The organism is Alcanivorax sp. IL3 (genome assembly GCF_047495465.1).
Classification (GTDB): Bacteria; Pseudomonadota; Gammaproteobacteria; order Pseudomonadales; family Alcanivoracaceae; genus Alcanivorax; species Alcanivorax jadensis.
Map to the genome: position 1 here is coordinate 2,792,446 of NZ_CP179931.1, position 15,411 is coordinate 2,807,856.

16 protein-coding genes, 1 tRNA gene and 1 pseudogene are annotated in these 15,411 nt (G+C 55.0%); 6 read left to right on the top strand and 12 right to left on the bottom strand.

Translation table 11 applies throughout. From position 1 onward, the window contains the following. Positions 1-55 precede the first annotated feature (55 nt). Positions 56-940: pseudogene (locus ACMG4M_RS12925) on the top strand (hydrolase or metal-binding protein). On the opposite strand, the gene ACMG4M_RS12930 reads toward ACMG4M_RS12925, so the two are convergent. After that, positions 937-1,266 (bottom strand): helix-turn-helix domain-containing protein, encoded by a 330-nt coding sequence (locus ACMG4M_RS12930; RefSeq protein ID WP_232211689.1) that lies wholly within the window; start codon positions 1,264-1,266, stop codon positions 937-939. The pseudogene ACMG4M_RS12925 and the gene ACMG4M_RS12930 sit on opposite strands and share 4 nt — an antisense overlap. Before the next feature lie 250 nt (positions 1,267-1,516). Here ACMG4M_RS12930 and ACMG4M_RS12935 point away from each other — a divergent pair, with 250 nt between their 5' ends. The 3 genes from ACMG4M_RS12935 (at position 1,517) to ACMG4M_RS12945 (ending at position 3,346) form a co-directional block, all read left to right on the top strand. Continuing rightward, a complete protein-coding gene (locus tag ACMG4M_RS12935; RefSeq protein WP_007150011.1) occupies positions 1,517-2,077 on the top strand; it encodes a DUF4339 domain-containing protein in 561 nt (186 codons plus the stop codon). 39 nt (positions 2,078-2,116) lie between these two features. Beyond that, positions 2,117-2,905, top strand: a complete 789-nt coding sequence (locus tag ACMG4M_RS12940; protein WP_007150918.1) for a hypothetical protein — start codon at positions 2,117-2,119, stop codon at positions 2,903-2,905. Positions 2,906-2,989: 84 nt separating this feature from the next. After that, a complete protein-coding gene (locus ACMG4M_RS12945) occupies positions 2,990-3,346 on the top strand; it encodes a hypothetical protein (protein ID WP_007150100.1) in 357 nt (118 codons plus the stop codon). Between the two features lie 232 nt (positions 3,347-3,578). Here ACMG4M_RS12945 and ACMG4M_RS12950 read toward each other — a convergent pair whose 3' ends face one another. The 3 genes from ACMG4M_RS12950 to ACMG4M_RS12960 form a co-directional block, all read right to left on the bottom strand. Continuing rightward, positions 3,579-3,776 carry a helix-turn-helix transcriptional regulator gene (locus ACMG4M_RS12950; RefSeq protein WP_035249040.1) on the bottom strand — a complete coding sequence of 66 codons (198 nt, stop codon included), beginning with the start codon at positions 3,774-3,776 and terminating at the stop codon, positions 3,579-3,581. 49 nt (positions 3,777-3,825) lie between these two features. Continuing rightward, complete coding sequence (locus tag ACMG4M_RS12955) at positions 3,826-4,536, bottom strand: inovirus Gp2 family protein (RefSeq protein WP_083787459.1); 711 nt, start codon at positions 4,534-4,536, stop codon at positions 3,826-3,828. A 376-nt stretch (positions 4,537-4,912) separates the two neighbouring features. Then, positions 4,913-6,028, bottom strand: coding sequence for a winged helix-turn-helix domain-containing protein (locus ACMG4M_RS12960; RefSeq protein ID WP_196220376.1), 1,116 nt, complete (start codon positions 6,026-6,028; stop codon positions 4,913-4,915). 422 nt (positions 6,029-6,450) lie between these two features. Here ACMG4M_RS12960 and ACMG4M_RS12965 point away from each other — a divergent pair, with 422 nt between their 5' ends. Then, a complete protein-coding gene (locus ACMG4M_RS12965; protein ID WP_035249049.1) occupies positions 6,451-7,149 on the top strand; it encodes a hypothetical protein in 699 nt (232 codons plus the stop codon). 346 nt (positions 7,150-7,495) lie between these two features. Here the strand turns inward: ACMG4M_RS12965 and ACMG4M_RS12970 are convergent. The 8 genes from ACMG4M_RS12970 to infC all read right to left on the bottom strand — a co-directional run bounded on the left by ACMG4M_RS12970 (position 7,496) and on the right by infC (position 13,559). Continuing rightward, positions 7,496-7,572, bottom strand: a tRNA-Pro gene (locus tag ACMG4M_RS12970). Positions 7,573-7,948: 376 nt separating this feature from the next. Next, complete coding sequence (locus ACMG4M_RS12975; RefSeq protein WP_035249051.1) at positions 7,949-8,308, bottom strand: MerR family transcriptional regulator; 360 nt, start codon at positions 8,306-8,308, stop codon at positions 7,949-7,951. Next, positions 8,289-8,591 carry an integration host factor subunit alpha gene (gene ihfA / locus ACMG4M_RS12980; protein WP_035249053.1) on the bottom strand — a complete coding sequence of 101 codons (303 nt, stop codon included), beginning with the start codon at positions 8,589-8,591 and terminating at the stop codon, positions 8,289-8,291. Before ihfA ends, ACMG4M_RS12975 begins: the two co-directional genes overlap by 20 nt. A 25-nt stretch (positions 8,592-8,616) precedes the next feature. Beyond that, positions 8,617-11,007: a phenylalanine--tRNA ligase subunit beta gene (gene pheT / locus ACMG4M_RS12985; RefSeq protein ID WP_414430164.1), complete on the bottom strand. Its 2,391-nt coding sequence runs from the start codon at positions 11,005-11,007 to the stop codon at positions 8,617-8,619. Positions 11,008-11,106: 99 nt separating this feature from the next. Further along, positions 11,107-12,126, bottom strand: a complete 1,020-nt coding sequence (gene pheS, locus ACMG4M_RS12990) for a phenylalanine--tRNA ligase subunit alpha (RefSeq protein WP_272974448.1) — start codon at positions 12,124-12,126, stop codon at positions 11,107-11,109. Between the two features lie 267 nt (positions 12,127-12,393). Then, positions 12,394-12,753, bottom strand: a complete 360-nt coding sequence (gene rplT / locus ACMG4M_RS12995) for a 50S ribosomal protein L20 (RefSeq protein WP_035249061.1) — start codon at positions 12,751-12,753, stop codon at positions 12,394-12,396. A 27-nt stretch (positions 12,754-12,780) separates the two neighbouring features. After that, positions 12,781-12,975 (bottom strand): 50S ribosomal protein L35, encoded by a 195-nt coding sequence (gene rpmI / locus ACMG4M_RS13000; protein ID WP_035249063.1) that lies wholly within the window; start codon positions 12,973-12,975, stop codon positions 12,781-12,783. A gap of 38 nt (positions 12,976-13,013) precedes the next feature. Then, positions 13,014-13,559, bottom strand: a complete 546-nt coding sequence (infC, locus tag ACMG4M_RS13005) for a translation initiation factor IF-3 (RefSeq protein WP_035249272.1) — start codon at positions 13,557-13,559, stop codon at positions 13,014-13,016. A 445-nt stretch (positions 13,560-14,004) separates the two neighbouring features. Here infC and ACMG4M_RS13010 point away from each other — a divergent pair, with 445 nt between their 5' ends. Next, on the top strand, positions 14,005-15,207 hold the full coding sequence (locus ACMG4M_RS13010; RefSeq protein WP_272974447.1) for a helix-turn-helix transcriptional regulator: 1,203 nt from the start codon (positions 14,005-14,007) through the stop codon (positions 15,205-15,207). The last annotated feature ends 204 nt before the right edge of the window (positions 15,208-15,411 follow it).

The window sequence follows — 15,411 nt, forward strand, 5'->3', positions numbered from 1 at the left end:
TAAACGCCGGGCCCTGCCCGGCGGCTGTGCGGTTTCTTTATAACAGGAGATTCCCATGATCAAAGGACTCGCGATTACGCCCACCCGTGATTGGCCGTATCAGTATTGGCCGCATGGTGGAAAAGAACGGCAAGCGTCTGCCGGAGAAAGACGACCAATTCACCATCACCACCCAGATCCAGACCCGGGAGGGCTGGCTACCGCATCCGCTAGATGAGGCCCTACGCCAGGAGGGTCAGGGCAAGAAGCTACGCAGCATTCCCGTCACCCTGCCCTTCAATGATCCGGACCTGAACCTGCGGGCGGAGTACACCTTCTTCGAGCGCAAGAGTGGCCGCCCGCTGTGCAGTGGCGACGGTGAGAGCTGTCGACGCCGCACCGACCAGGGCCTAGAGCAGTTACCCTGCCCGTCACCCGACCTATGCGAATTCGGCGCCCACGATCTGTGCAAACCCTACGGGCGGCTGTACGTGCGGATCGGGGAAGAGGATGAACTGGGCTGCTTCGTGTTTCGGACCACCGGCTACAACAGCATCCGCACCCTTACAGCTCAGGCTTGCGTTACTTCCATGCCATCTCTGGCGGCAACCTAGCCACCCTGCCCCTGGAATTGAAACTGCGCGGGAAGAGCACTACCCAGAGCCACCGGGCACCAATCTACTACGTGGATCTGACACTGCGCGCTGAGCAATCCATGGAGGACGCCGTCAGCTACGCTAGAGAAACGGCCAAGGCCAGGGAAAACCAAGGCATCAACCAAGCAGAGCTGGACAAGGTGGCCCATGCCGGCCTGCTCAACACTCAGTTCGAGTACTCGGAGGAGGAAGGGTTACAGGTCGTGGAGGAGTTCGTGCCGGAAGGGTCTGCCCCACCGGGCAATGCTCAACCGCAGTCGGCACAGGGACTCAGCCAGAAGCTGGCCGGAAAAAAGGCAGGCTAATCAATCATAGCCAGCAGACCTTGGCGGCGCTTAACGGACAGGCGCCGGTAGCCCTTGAGCAGTTGGGCTTCGGCGTCATTGCGTACCTGGGCGTCATACTTGGAATTCAGCTCTGAGGCACCCTCGACCGGATCACCGCAGATCAGATGATCCAGCGATACACCGAGGACCGCCTTCAACTTCGGCAGTAAACGAAATCCGGGCGAATCACGGCCATTTTCCCAGGCGGATATCGTGGATTTGGTCACATGAAGCTCGTCGCCCAACTGCTCCTGGGTCAGACCCAACGCCAACCGTGCCGCCTTCAGGCGCTCGGGAAAGCTCATCACGCCCACTCCATCAATCTGATAGAGCAACGCTACGGCACTGCCATACCTCTGTCGTACCGGAATACTTGACCCTCAAGGTATAGCATTGCAATACTTTGTGAGTCTTGAATTACATAACACTCAAACTGAGACACACCTTCCAAACCAGCGGACACAGCGCCTGGGGGAGACCGCTCTTCCCAGGCACAGCACTCGACCTGTGCTTGGCTAAAAACCATGGAAGGACAGCCACTACAAGGAATGAACAATGGAAAACAGCACCACAGGGAACGAGATCTGGTTCTACGAACTCAACGGGGAAAGGAAGGGGGGCATCTCTGAAACCGATCTCATCACCCTGATCAGGAACGGCACACTGCGCCACGGATCATCCGTCTGGAAGAAGGGGTTCGCGGACTGGACCAGCATCGAAGACACCCAGCTTCGAGAGCACCTTGATGATACGACACCACCGCCGCTAACCGGCGCCAAAGTCAACAACACCGTTGTATGGATTCTGGCGTTTGCCCCACTGATCGGTCTCACCCTGGAATACTTTGTGGCCTACATGGTGCACAGCAGCGAGTACCGTGCCGAGCAAGCCGTTGCCAGCGGCCATTTCATTTTCATCACCCTCATACTCAACATCGCCCTGTCTTTCCTGGATGAAAAGAGACTCAAGAAAGCCGGCACTGATACCAGCACATTTGGTGGATGGGTGTGGCTGGTGCCCGTCTATCTCTACCAACGATCCCAAGCCCTGAAGCAGAATCTGGCGTACTTCATCGTCTGGGTCGTCTGTTTCCTCTTAATTGTGGTTGGTGCTTAAGCCAATCACTTCATGGAACGATTTTAAAAGGGAACCATCATGAAAAACCGCAAAGTAGCGCTAGCATGCATTTCTCTGGCAGCCCTATCCGGATGTTCTTCTGAAATAGACGTCATTCGGGAAGGGCGCCTTGAATTACTCCCCGAATATACGGTTGGCCAGGCGCTGGATAACCGTAAGCTTTGTGAGAGCACAGACTGGTCTGTCATTGAGGACGAACGGGGCCGAGATGTCGTTCGTTACACCTGTGATTTCAAGGACATAGAAAAGAATTACAGGGATACAGCAAATGAAATGATCGATGCTGCAAAAAACGACAGCAGGCTGATCACATTGCAGGAAAGGTTAAACGAACTCGAATCAGAAATAGCGAGAGAAAAACAACTATTAAAGAAAGCCCAAAATCATATCGATAACGGGAATTCTTGGACTGAAAGGAAAACAGAAAACGGCTCCAGCTATACGGTTTGGCCTCGTGTGAAACAGCAATCAATAACCGATATAGAAAATCACGAAAGAGGAGTCCGGAGCATAAAAAACCAGATCTCGATGATTGAAAAAGAAAACCAGGATTCCCTCTCTCTGGCTCAGGAGACTCTTGAGAAATACAAAGGAGCCAGGGCCTTTGAAACCATTGACTGGGTAGTAATGGAGGACGGCAGTTTCATGGTCCTTTCCGGCAGCATGCATCACACCAACATATTCAAGGGCGTCATCGAGGAAACACCCCACGAAAATATACAGTCCGCCCTCTACCTTATCTACAACGAAAACTTCGACACGCTATTTGCTTATGAAGATGCGCTACAGCAGATAGCGGAGCTTTGATCATACTTCAATAAAACCCAGTCGCTGACTTGAACGGGCGGCGAATCTGCCCGTTTTATCACCTCTTCCAAAAAGGACAACTCAATGAGCAAAGATATTGACATCGAAAAATACACCTCCGAAGACATCACTACTGAAAAGCTTTCTGAGCTAATCTCCAAGAAAGCCTCTTTTCAAATTGTCGCGGTCAAAAATATTAGCTCCGTGGTAAACAAAGTCGAGGGCGCTATTGAAAAGAAAGGACTACGTTGCCGGGTATACACTGAATATCGGGCGGCCTCCCTGGCCAGCTTCGCCATCCCCACTGGATTTACCCAGGTTACCGGCTTCGCCTCAGCTATTGGTATTGCCGCACATAACCTCGCAACCTTTAACCCTGATTACGAGATCGGCAAGAACAAACCTGCCGGCAAAGTGACAGTGCTGTATAAGAAAGATTAGCGCCTTATTGGTAACAGCACCGTCACGCCGTGTGTGGATACCCGAGCAGAACATCTCTCGGATAGTCCCCGTTTTCCTCGCCTACTACGCTCCAAGGTCTCGATCAATTGGCATTAAACCTCCCCGGTCCTATTGGTACCGGGGTCTACCATTACAAATTGGAGCCCCCTCCTGCTTTCATCTGATACAAAACCTCGCAGCCATCCATGAACAACGAAAGTCCAATAGCCGGTCAATGAGGCACTTCCTGGCAATCCCTCTCCTCAATCCTCTCCAGAATCCAGGCCTCGATTTCATCAGATACCCAGCCAACCGTTCTTCCCCCAAGCGGCACGGGTTTGGGGAATTCCCCCTCAGCAATACGCTTGTAGATAGAAGAACGGCCAAGACCGGTATCCTTGATCACTTCTGTTAGCCTCATGAATCGCATGAAATTCTCCTCGTCATTCGTTCATGCGATAGCGCAGCAACGTAAAAACTTACTCACCTCCTCTCTGGCTACAGCCAAAGTTCCTAAACCCATCGTCATAAAGCTTGGTATCCACCTTTGCCAAGTAGCTCATGCGCCTGAACACCCCCTGATATTGCGTGGTATACATAGAAGACCCTTTTGAAATCAGCTGGACAGCGCTATCTGGGAAATGGACTAAACCGATTCCTTGACTCCCAGTCAGACCAAGAGTGCGACCCCAAGCTCGCTGAATACGCTCTGCCATGTTGCTAACTGCTTGTTCTTCCGCCAACCACCAGGGGAAGTCCGGCTCTTGCTGACCTAAGATACGCCCCAACGCGGAGTAAGCATCCCTATTGACCATAATGGCAATATGATAATGGGGCTGCCCTTCCCCACCGAACTCGCGACACCAGATCATACGAACATGGCAGTCATGAACCCGTTTTCCCTGGCCGCGCTTACGCTTCGAATCGCACCTGATCTGCGAACGAAGAGAGTTGATGAAGCCGCTTGCCTGCCCCCCTTTGGGACCTGACCAACCGTACGGCAGCCTAGCAACGAAATGGATGACACAGGTTCGTGGATGCTCATTTAAGGCCCGGTCCAAAGTAGACCGGATAGATTTGAGGTAATTCACCGCGAGTGGACGGTCAGGCCTTGCCAGTACCGGCAAGCCTTCCCAGACGGGTTCATAGTGGAGTTTGAGGTTGGTGTTGCTTGAATGTCGTTTTCTCATTGTCTGGCACCTATGGTTTCTTCATAGGTACCAGCGCACTGGTTGAAATTTACTCATGAGCAGGCTGGTTTGGTCCAGCCTGCCTGTTACTCAACCAACTGCACTTACCAGCCTTCACAAGTGGGCTGGCTAAGTGACTTTATGACTATATATATCTATTACCGACACTCAGAGCGGGTTATCAAGTACTGAAAGCCCACAACAGGGCCTTTACCCCACAGACGGGAGCCCAAATAGCGCTATCCAGTTAAAACAATCGATTACGAGTTCTGGAACGGGGTTATCGTACCCAGAAGGCCCACAAACCAATAACACTATTGAGCTTGAAGGCTGACATCAATTCACAGCTTAAATCAGTGCTATCCACGGTATGTAACTACCCCTCATCCTCAATACCAACTTCCGTGTCTACAACCTCCTTTTTGGTCTTTACACTTGGCTTAACAAGCAGGCCAATTTCATACTGCTCTTTTGTAGACAAGTCTACACGGTTGATTTCCTTAGTTGATTTTACATAATCGATTGAAGCCCCTTGGTAAATCCCCGGAGTAACATTTCTGCCTGGCGGCGGCGCAACCACAGCCTTTAAAATCAACAACTTACCATTCTCTGTTGATCGCAATATCGATATCCTACCATCTGGTGGCATAAGCAAACGCATCACCCCTAGTTTTTTGCTTAGCACTTCAGATTTCATGCACGCAGCCCTCCATATCCAGCCAGATAGGAACATCGCCGCTCTAGAGGCCGCCTCATCGCTACCCTTTCTCTCCTTTACACATAGCAATGCCTCCATTTCTAAGCGCAGATTGATGCTTGGTTCTGGTAGAAATTGACTGCCAATGAATAAGTATCTATCGGTCAATATTTGACCTACATAATCGTCTAAAACAGCCTGCAGATATTCTTCAAGCCCATCGAGCACAGCATCTTTGAGTCTTTTAGCAACGTCATCTTCACACTTCACCGGCAACAAATAGTTTCTACGGTCATATTCAATGGCAACGTAGGAATCATCCTCACAACCATTACTGAGAATCCTTATCAACTGAGGAATCTCTCGGCCCGGGTGGTACTGATCTTTTTTTTGTATATGAAGGACAAACGCCCGACCACACCAGCTAGCCTCAAAAATAGGGTGAGCCAGGTTGAGAAAATAGATGCTCGGGCACTTGCCGATTCCTATATCACTCACAATCCCAGCAACCACATCTCGCATGTACCCTAAGCGCCAAAGCTTCCTCAAATGCCGGCGTACTCTTTGAACTGACATCCCCACCTGCTTGGCCAAGCCAAAAGTCGAACAATTTCTGACTACACCGCAGGAATCCGCCTCAGTCAGCAACACTATAAGAACCAGCTTGCTACCGACACTCAGGGCATCAGGGTTGGGAGGGCCAAAAGTACGACCTTTCTTTCTCGTGACCTCCAACCCTCCAGGTGAGGGAATACTGAGCAGTGACTTTACCAGCCCCTCATGTCCCACACTCACTGGCCCAACCTGGAGATTCAACCGATCGGCAACGAGCTTTGAAAGTCGATAATCGTAAGACGGCCTTCCGGTCCTACCTTCAACGCGCCGGGCATCAAGAAGACCTTGGTCAACCAGTACCCCTATCGAATGACGGGCTAATCTCTCACTAACTCCCAACTTCCCCGCCAAACGGTCCAGAGACGTTTGAGCCCATTCGCCTATACCAAATTGATAGATAAAGGCAGTCAAAAAATATCGCTCAGCGGCCTGCAGCTCTTCAGACGACAAGCAGTTAAAGCTGGATACTAGAGCATTGCCAAGGTACATATTTGCACAAATGATATCTATTTTTGCCCATTATCAATTATGATCATATTTACGTCAATTCATACGGTATGATTTACTTGTCATGAAAATCTCAAGCATTAGGAGCATTGAAAGTGAAGAAACCAATCCCACCGAAAGAGTGGCTTGGCTCCGACAAGGACAAGTCAGATTGGGCCAGGCACTATTTGCGAAACAACCCCCCATCAGCCCTTTCAGTAAAAGCTCCCCACGAAGAGAACGAGCCGACCTTGATGACACTGGAAAGAATTTGGAATAACGGATTGGGGGCAGATGCTTTTGCACGCATCAAACGAGCATGGAATGCTTACAGCTACCGGAAGAACAAAAACAAGCGGACTTTCAGTTTTGTGCTACCCGTAGAAGAAGCTCTGTTTTTGAAACGTACGTCCAAATATCTAAAGGTGTCACAAAGCGCCCACCTGACAGCTCTGATTTGCCAGGATAGAACACATATCGAGAAACTGAGAAATGAGCATCAACAAAGACTCGAAGGCGCCAGAAAAACGCGCAATTCACTGGTAGAGGACAGAAAAACCAAAGAGCTAGGTCGCCTGCGGAAAGAAAATACGAGGCATGCGGGCATTCTCAAGCAATATGAAGAACTTATAAGAAAGCTAGTAGAGAAAGACCTTGTAAGGCAGGAATTAGAAAGGCAGGGATTGCAGGACCCCATACAACTCGATGCGAACAAAAGGGACGACCTGGACTCTCAAGCCAAAAAGCTGGCAGCAAGACACCTTGAGGATGCTCGAATTGACGCGTCTCGCACTTCTAACTACTCAGCGCCCTGACACCACCTCCAAGTGATCCACCCAACGCTGCAACTACAAGCGTCACCCAGCCTCATAGCTATGGAGTACCCTCAACCCCTTTTCTAGAGTGATCCGGCACAGCTTCAGCCATCTTGCCGGGCATCCAATACGCGCCAGGCCTTTGTAAACGGACCGCCTGACCAATCAGGGAAAACTAAAGGTCAGTGGCGCGTAAAGTAAAGGAGACAGGCCAGCCACAGGGATTAGCTATTGAGAAACGGTGACGGAACGGTGACGAAACACAGAAAAGCATAAGCGACGCCTAAAAACCAAAAAGGCCAGTCATCCATGACTGGCCTATCTCTTTGTTTTTCCGACCTTAATTTGGTCGGGACGGGAGGATTCGAACCTCCGACCCCTTGCACCCCATGCAAGTGCGCTACCAGGCTGCGCTACGCCCCGAGATGTGCTTGGCAGGCAGAGCTACCAAAGCGGCGGCAATCATAGCGGATTTGATGGGGGGATGGAACCGGTAAAGTGCTGTTTGGTCAGGGTTTGAGCGATGAAGACGCAAGCTTCAAGCTGCAAGGGACAACGCGGGAGGGGGGCGTGCCGACTGGAGTGCCTCGACCCGCGTCCATTAGCGTCGGAGTGCGGGATGAGCGGCGGCTATTCGTTTGGGTAATGGGGTCTTTTCTGGTGGGCCCGGTGGAGGGCTGCTGACTCTTCGCCATGCAAGCATGGCTCCAACGGCGACTCGCGGGCATGAAAAAGCCCCGGGAGCTGGGCTGCCGGGGCTTTTTCGCCATCGGGGATGGGGGGAACAGTTGGTGCTGGATCAGGAGGCTTTTAGGACGTCGAGGACCTCTTCCATCTCCACGATCATCTGTTTGATGAGTTGGTGGTACTGGGTGGCCTGTTCGGCGTTGGCGCCGCCGGTGAGCTGCTGGCGGGCACCACCGATAGTGAAGCCCTGATCGTACAGCAGGCTGCGGATCTGGCGGATCATCAGCACGTCCTGGCGCTGATAATAGCGACGGTTGCCACGGCGCTTGACTGGCTTGAGCTGGGGGAATTCCTGCTCCCAGTAGCGCAGTACGTGCGGTTTTACGTCACATAGGTCGCTGACTTCACCAATGGTGAAATAACGCTTCCCTGGAATCGCCGGTAATTCGTCGTTATGACTTGGTTCCAGCATAGTCCTCAACCCGTTGTTTTAATTTTTGTCCTGGACGGAAGGTGACAACCCGGCGGGCGGTGATGGGAATTTCCTCACCGGTTTTCGGGTTGCGTCCTGGCCGTTCACTCTTGTCCCTGAGATCGAAATTGCCGAAGCCGGAGAGTTTCACGGGCACGTTGTTTTCCAGCGAATGGCGGATTTCTTCGAAGAACATCTCCACCATTTCTTTCGCTTCACGTTTGTTCAGGCCAAGCTCCTCGAACAAACGCTCGGCCATGTCCGCTTTGGTCAGCGCTCCCATCAATAGCTCCCTAACCCTTCCTTAATCAGTCCCTTAAGGCGGCGTTAAACTGTTGTTTTAACTGGGATACTACGGCATCCACCAGGTCGTTTACCTCTTCATCCTTAAGAGTGCGTGAACGGTCCTGGAAGGTCAAGCCCAAAGCGAGGCTTTTGCGATTTTCCCCGATGCTATCACCTTGATATATATCAAAAATCCGCACCCCTGTGAGACGTTCGTCACAGGCATTCCGGACCGCGGCGACCAGCTCACCCGCGGGCACGCTGTCTTCGACCACGAAGGCCAGGTCACGGCGCATGCGGGGCTGGTCTGACACACCGGCAAAGTGCGGCAGTACGCCGTCCAACAGCGGGGCCAGGGCCAGTTCGAAAGCGTAGAGCTGGGCGGGCAGGTCCAGATCGGCGGCCAGGCGCGGGTGGATGCGACCCAGGTAGCCGACCACTTCGCCGTCACGCTTGAGCGCGGCGGTCTGGCCCGGGTGCAGGGCAGGATGCTCGCCGGGGGCGAAGCTGAAGGCGTCGGCGTCGGACAGGGTCAGCAGGGCTTCCACGTCGCCTTTCAGGTCGAAGAAGTCCACCGGGCGCTTGCCTTCCCAGTTCTGCGGCTGGGCGCTGCCGTAGAGCAGGCCGGCGATCATGGGGGTCTGCTCCAGGCTCTCTTCACCCTCAGACGAACCGGTGGGCACGAAGCGCAGGCCGGTTTCGAACAGGCGCAGACGGTCGGCCTGGCGGTTCAGGTTGTGGCGGGCGGTGCTGAACAGGCCGGCCAACAAGGTGGTGCGCATGACGCCCAGGTCCGTGGAGATGGGGTTGAGCAGCGGCAGCGGCTCCACCCGCGGTTCCACCTGCTTAAGCAGGCCCGGCTCCACGAAGGTGTAAGTGATCGCTTCCAGGTAGCCGCGGTCGATCAGGGCGTCGCCCAGGCGGCGCTGGTTGACGGTCTGCTCGGCGATAGGTTCGCCTGAGGGGGAACCGGCAGGTACACGGCTGGGCAGCTTTTCATAGCCGTAGATACGCGCCAGCTCCTCGATCAGGTCGGCTTCGATGGCCATGTCGAAGCGCCAGCTGGGGGCCAGCACCATCCATTCCTTGCCGCTTTCCTGGGTGGACACTTCCATGCCCAGGCGGCTGAGGATGTCTTCCACCTGTTCGGCGGGCAGGCCCATGCCGAGCAGGCCTTCGATGCGGTCTGCACGCAGGGTGATTTCTGCCTGGCCCGGCAGGTGTGCTTCGTCCACCGCTTCGCTGACCGGGCCCGGCTGACCGCCGGCGATCTCCAGGATCAGGGCGGTGGCGCGTTCGATGGCCTCGTTCTGCAGCTGCGGGTCCACGCCACGTTCGAAGCGGTGGGAGGAATCCGTGTGCAGGCCGTAGGAGCGGGCCTTGCCGGCGATGGCCAGGGGCGCGAAGAAGGCGCATTCCAGGAAGATGTCCTGGGTGTCGCTGGTGACGGAGGACGGCTTGCCACCCATGACACCGGCCAGGGCCAGGGCCTGGCTGTCGTCGGCGATCACCAGGGTGTCGTCGCGCAGGGTCAGTTCCTGGTCGTCGAGGGTGAGCAGTTTTTCTTCGGCGTTGGCGGTGCGCACGGTGATGCCACCGTTGAGCTTGGCCAGATCGAAGGCATGCAGCGGCTGACCCAGCTCCAGCAGCACGTAGTTGGTCACGTCGACAATGGGATCAATGGTGCGCAGGCCGGCACGGCGCAGGCGTTCGATCATCCACAACGGGCTGTCGGCGTTGACGTTGACGCCCTTGATCACGCGACCCAGGTAACGGGGGCAGCCCTGGCTGTTTGCCAGGTTCACGGTGAGGGTGTCGTCGATGGCCGGGGCCACCTTGTCGATAGTTGCATTGATCAGCGGGCTCTGGTTCATCACCCCGACTTCGCGGGCGATGCCGCGCAGGCTCAGGCAGTCGGCCCGGTTGGGGGTCAGATCCACTTCGATGACGGCGTCATCCAGCTGCAGGTACTGGCGGAAGTCGGTGCCTACCGGCGCGTCGTCCGGCAGTTCCATCAAGCCGTCGATGAGGTCTTCCAGGCCCAGCTCGGAGGCACCGCACAACATGCCGGACGATTCCACGCCACGCAGCTTGGCTTGCTTGATCTGGAAATCGCCGGGCAGGACGGCGCCTACTTGCGCGAAGGGGATTTTCAGGCCGGGGCGCACGTTGGCGGCACCGCACACCACCTGGGTGGTATCGGCGCCATTGCTGACCTGGCAGACGCGCAGTTTGTCTGCATCCGGGTGCGGCTCACAGCTTTCTACCTGGCCGACGACCACGCCGGTAAAGGCCGGTGCGGCGGGTTCAACGGCATCCACTTCCAGGCCGGCCATGGTCAGTTGCTGCACCAGGGTGTCGGTATCGATGGCGGGGTTGACCCATTCCCGCAACCAGGCTTCGTTAAAACGCATTGTCGAATTCCTTTAAATCATGGGAGTTTCTGTTTGGCCGCCGGGAGAATTCGCCTTGTGAACAAGGCTCCAACGGCGGCCTGACGGTACAGAAACGCCTTAACCGAACTGGGACAGGAAGCGGGTGTCGTTTTCGAAGAACAACCGCAGGTCGTTGACGCCGTAACGCAGCATGGTGAGGCGCTCCACGCCCATGCCGAAGGCAAAACCACTGTATTCGTTGGCATCCACGCCACCGTGCTCCAGCACGGACGGGTGCACCATGCCGCAGCCCATGACTTCCAGCCAGCCGGTGTGGGAACACACCCGGCAGCCTTTGCCACCACAGCTGACGCAGCCCACATCCACTTCGGCGCTGGGCTCGGTGAACGGGAAGTAGCTGGGGCGGAAACGCACCGGCAGGTCTTCCACTTCAAACACGAACTTGAGGAATTCCGCCACGGTGCCGCGCAGGTCGGCAAAGGTGACGCCCTTGTCCACCAGCAGGCCTTCCACCTGGTGGAACATGGGGGTGTGGGTCAGGTCGGAGTCGCAACGGTACACCCGGCCCGGGGCAATGATGCGGAACGGGGGCTTGCCCTGCTCCATCACCCGTACCTGTACCGGTGAGGTATGAGTGCGCAGCAGGCGGCCGTCACCGAAATAGAAGGTGTCGTGCATGGCCCGTGCCGGGTGATGGGAGGGAATATTCAGGGCTTCGAAGTTATGGAAGTCGTCTTCCACTTCCGGGCCTTCGGAAATATCGAAACCCAGGCGGAGAAAGAAATCCTCAATGCGGCGACGCATGCGGGTGACCGGGTGCAGGTTGCCAGGCAACTCGCCCCGGCCCGGCAGGGTCACGTCGACGGTTTCGCTGGCTAGCTGCTCGGCCAGGGCCGCTTCTTCCATGGCATGCTTGCGGGTGGCGATGGCATCCTGCACTTTCTGTTTGCCTTCGTTGATCACCGCACCGGCCTGGGGGCGCTCTTCCGCGCTCAACTTGCCAAGGCCCTTCATCAGGGCGCTGATCTCGCCTTTCTTACCCAGGTATTTCACCCGCACATCGTCCAGGGCCCGGATATCGCCAGCCTGTTCGACATCTGCCAGGGCAGCGTCCACCAGGGCGTTGAGATTTTCCATTTAAGACTCCGCAGTCTTTAAATCAGGAGAAAGTTGAAAGTTCAAAGTTGCAAAGCGCGATTCCAGACAGATGCCACCCGACACCACTAAAGCCGCGCCTCACCCATACACCGCGGGGAAAGAGCCACTCGATTGGCATTAAAACCCAACCGCGTTTCAACTTTATACTTTCAACTTTCAACTGGTCTTTTTTCAAACAAAAACGGGGGAAGAGCGCGAGCTCTTCCCCCGTTGAGTATGCTGCTCTGTCAGAGACAGAACAGTGAATCAGGCGGTGAGACTCGCTTTGGCTTTTTCGGCCAAAGCGCTAAAGGTTGCCTGATCGCGGACAGCGATGTCCGCCAGTACTTTACGGTCTACTTCGATGGACGCTTTCTTCAGGCCATCGATCAGACGGCTGTAGGACAGGCCGTTCAGACGCGCAGCGGCGTTGATACGAACAATCCACAGACGACGGAACTGACGCTTACGAACCTTACGGTCGCGGTAGGCGTACTGACCGGCTTTGGTAACGGCCTGAACCGCTACACGGAATACACGGCTGCGGGCACCGTAGTAGCCTTTAGCCTGCTTGAGAATTTTCTTGTGCCGACGACGGGCCTGCACACCACGCTTTACTCGTGCCATTTTTCAGATCTCCAAAAACCGTATCAGTTATGCGTAGGGCATCATGCGTTTAACCAGAGCTACATCAGAATCATGTACCTCGGTTTTCGGACGCAGCTGACGAATAGTCTTGGCAGACTTCTTGGTCAGGATGTGGTTTTTGAATGCCTGCTTGCGCTTGAAACCGGAGGCGGTTTTTTTGAAACGCTTGGCAGCCCCACGATTTGTCTTGATTTTAGGCATGGTACCTTCTCAAGTTGGTTAGTTAGTTCAACAACCGGTTACGGCTGTTTCTTCTTTTTGCCCGGGCTGAGCACCATGATCATCTGGCGCCCTTCCATGTTCGGACGTTGCTCAACGGAACCGTACTCTTCCAGGTCCTTCTCGATACGTGCGAGAAGATCCCGGCCCAGTTCCTGGTGAGCCATCTCCCGACCGCGGAAACGGACGGTGATTTTCGCTTTGTCGCCGGCCTCGAGGAAACGAATGAGGTTACGCAGTTTCACCTCATAGTCACCAATGTCGGTGCCGGGACGGAATTTGATTTCCTTGACCTGGGTCTGACGCTGTTTCTTGCGCCCTTCCTTGGCCTTCTGTTTGGCTTCGAACAGATGCTTGCCGTAATCCATGATTCGACAAACCGGCGGTTCCGCACCAGGGGAGATTTCCACCAAATCCATCTGCTTTCCGGTGGCTTTCTCCAGCGCTTCCTGCAGGGTCACAATACCGACCTGCTCACCGTCTACATCAATCAACCGAACATCGGTTGCCTGGATTTGCTGATTTATATTGGCGCGCTGCTCGCGGCCTTTGCCTCCACGCTTAATGTCGTGAACCTCCAATCTGTTATCGAAAACGAGGCAGGATGCCTCACCGCCTCAGTAAATAGGCGCGCATTGTATGCCACCACAACAGGCACAACAACCCCGACCCCAGTGGCCGGCGTGCGCAACTGACTGAAACGGAATGAATTCTGGCCGGTTGAGGGACTACCCCCACTCCAGACAACTGCGCAAACAGGGCCTGAATTCCGGCAAGGGAGCGTATTTTAAGCAAATCTGGACACTTTTCAAGCAGTGAATCCTGCCGAATGCCCTGTGGTGCGGCATTCCGGCTGGACGTTCCTTCCCGCGCCACACGTTCCAAAATGGGCCACTCGTACCACCCCACCCGCTCCAGGGGGCATTGGATCGCCCTCCTCCTATTCGATATATTTGAACCTGTTAACAATTTCAGGGGCAACAAGCTCTGCCCGGGGGAAGGTACACAGGAATGTCAGCAGCCGATCGAAGCGAACTTACCCATCTGGCGCGGGCAGAAAACGGTCAATCCAGTGCCGATCAGCTCGAAACGGACGACACCCAGGCAGATATTCTGGATAGTCTGGTCACCAGTCTTTACAGCTGTGTTGAACACAAGGACGGCTTCGACCTCTTTCTGCGCAACATCCGCGACACCTTTGGCCTGGTCAGCTGTTGCCTGGCCGTGATACAGAAAGAACCGCAACTGAAAGGGCTGTATGGCTGGGCCGTGGGCTATCCGCCCGGCATCGTCCCCCTGATGCTCAAGACCGGCCTGGTGTTCAAGGACAAGGCCATCGCCAGGGCACTGGAAACGGGCCCCAACGCCCTGTTCAGCTACGCCGATGGTGACCCGGAGAGTAACTTTCTGGCGGATATGTCCACCTTTTCCCGCACCTGGATACGCGCCGCTGGCATTATCGACAGTGCCACCATCGCGTTCACCAACAAGTACCAGCAGCACGTGGTGCTGGTATTCAACCGGCACAAAGACAGCCGCGTGTTCAGCAAGCCGGAAATGGCTATGCTCTCGCGGCTGAAGAAACACGCCGAAATTGCCCTCGATTTGTATGAGCGACTGCACCGCTCAGAGCAGAGTTTCAAGGACCTGCAAAGCAGCATCGCCGTATTGAAACAACCTGTTGCCGTGTTTTCGCCGGTTTCGCTCTTGGTGAGTGCCAGCCCAGCCTTTGTTGAGATTGGCAGACGCTACAAGGTATTCACCATTAATCAGGACAGCCGGGAAATCGTGTTCAGGGATCAACAGTTTGGCAAGGATTTCTACACCCAGCTGATGCTGTTCATTACCGGCAAGACCGGCGCCCTGGACGACAGCGACACCCTTTACCTGCAAACCAGCGCCCTGCCCCTGCGGATCTCCATCACCCCGGTACACAACCGAGAAAGCAACAACAGCAATGTGCTGGTGGAAATCTTCGACCCCAATGTCAGCCGCACCCCAAGCATTGCCGAAATCCGCAAGGTCATCAGCGCCACCGAGGCCGAGGCCCGCGTTTGCCTGTGCCTGCTCAAGGGGGCCAACACCGCCGAAGCTGCCGAGCAACTGGATTTGGCCATTAGCACCATTCGCACCAACATCAAATCACTGCTGCAGAAGAACAGCTTCAGCAGACAGGTGGACCTGATTACACACCTGATGCGGATTTGCTCTTAGGCTCTTCCCAGTGACAGCAACAGCCCAGGAAGAGAATAAAAAGGTCTGCGTATTCTGGATTATTCGTCCTGTCGCAGGCGAGGAAACAACACTTCTGCCCCAACATTGATCAGGCAAGCCTCCCAAGGGGGACAGGGCTGGGCTGTCCGACCGCTATTACCCCTCTATTACCGACAACCTGAAGGCGCTGGTGGCTGGTAAATC

Bases quoted from the DNA above. Each gene is read 5' to 3' on its own strand.
- ACMG4M_RS12930 (WP_232211689.1), bottom strand. From the start codon at position 1,266: ATGAGCTTTCCCGAGCGCCTGAAGGCGGCACGGTTGGCGTTGGGTCTG.
- rpmI (WP_035249063.1), bottom strand. From the start codon at position 12,975: ATGCCTAAAATCAAGACAAATCGTGGGGCTGCCAAGCGTTTCAAAAAA.
- pheT (WP_414430164.1), bottom strand. From the start codon at position 11,007: ATGCGTTTTAACGAAGCCTGGTTGCGGGAATGGGTCAACCCCGCCATC.
- ACMG4M_RS13010 (WP_272974447.1), top strand. From the start codon at position 14,005: ATGTCAGCAGCCGATCGAAGCGAACTTACCCATCTGGCGCGGGCAGAA.
- ACMG4M_RS12940 (WP_007150918.1), top strand. From the start codon at position 2,117: ATGAAAAACCGCAAAGTAGCGCTAGCATGCATTTCTCTGGCAGCCCTA.
- ihfA (WP_035249053.1), bottom strand. From the start codon at position 8,591: ATGGGAGCGCTGACCAAAGCGGACATGGCCGAGCGTTTGTTCGAGGAG.
- ACMG4M_RS12950 (WP_035249040.1), bottom strand. From the start codon at position 3,776: ATGCGATTCATGAGGCTAACAGAAGTGATCAAGGATACCGGTCTTGGC.
- rplT (WP_035249061.1), bottom strand. From the start codon at position 12,753: ATGGCACGAGTAAAGCGTGGTGTGCAGGCCCGTCGTCGGCACAAGAAA.
- pheS (WP_272974448.1), bottom strand. From the start codon at position 12,126: ATGGAAAATCTCAACGCCCTGGTGGACGCTGCCCTGGCAGATGTCGAA.
- ACMG4M_RS12935 (WP_007150011.1), top strand. From the start codon at position 1,517: ATGGAAAACAGCACCACAGGGAACGAGATCTGGTTCTACGAACTCAAC.
- ACMG4M_RS12975 (WP_035249051.1), bottom strand. From the start codon at position 8,308: ATGCTGGAACCAAGTCATAACGACGAATTACCGGCGATTCCAGGGAAG.
- ACMG4M_RS12945 (WP_007150100.1), top strand. From the start codon at position 2,990: ATGAGCAAAGATATTGACATCGAAAAATACACCTCCGAAGACATCACT.
- ACMG4M_RS12955 (WP_083787459.1), bottom strand. From the start codon at position 4,536: ATGAGAAAACGACATTCAAGCAACACCAACCTCAAACTCCACTATGAA.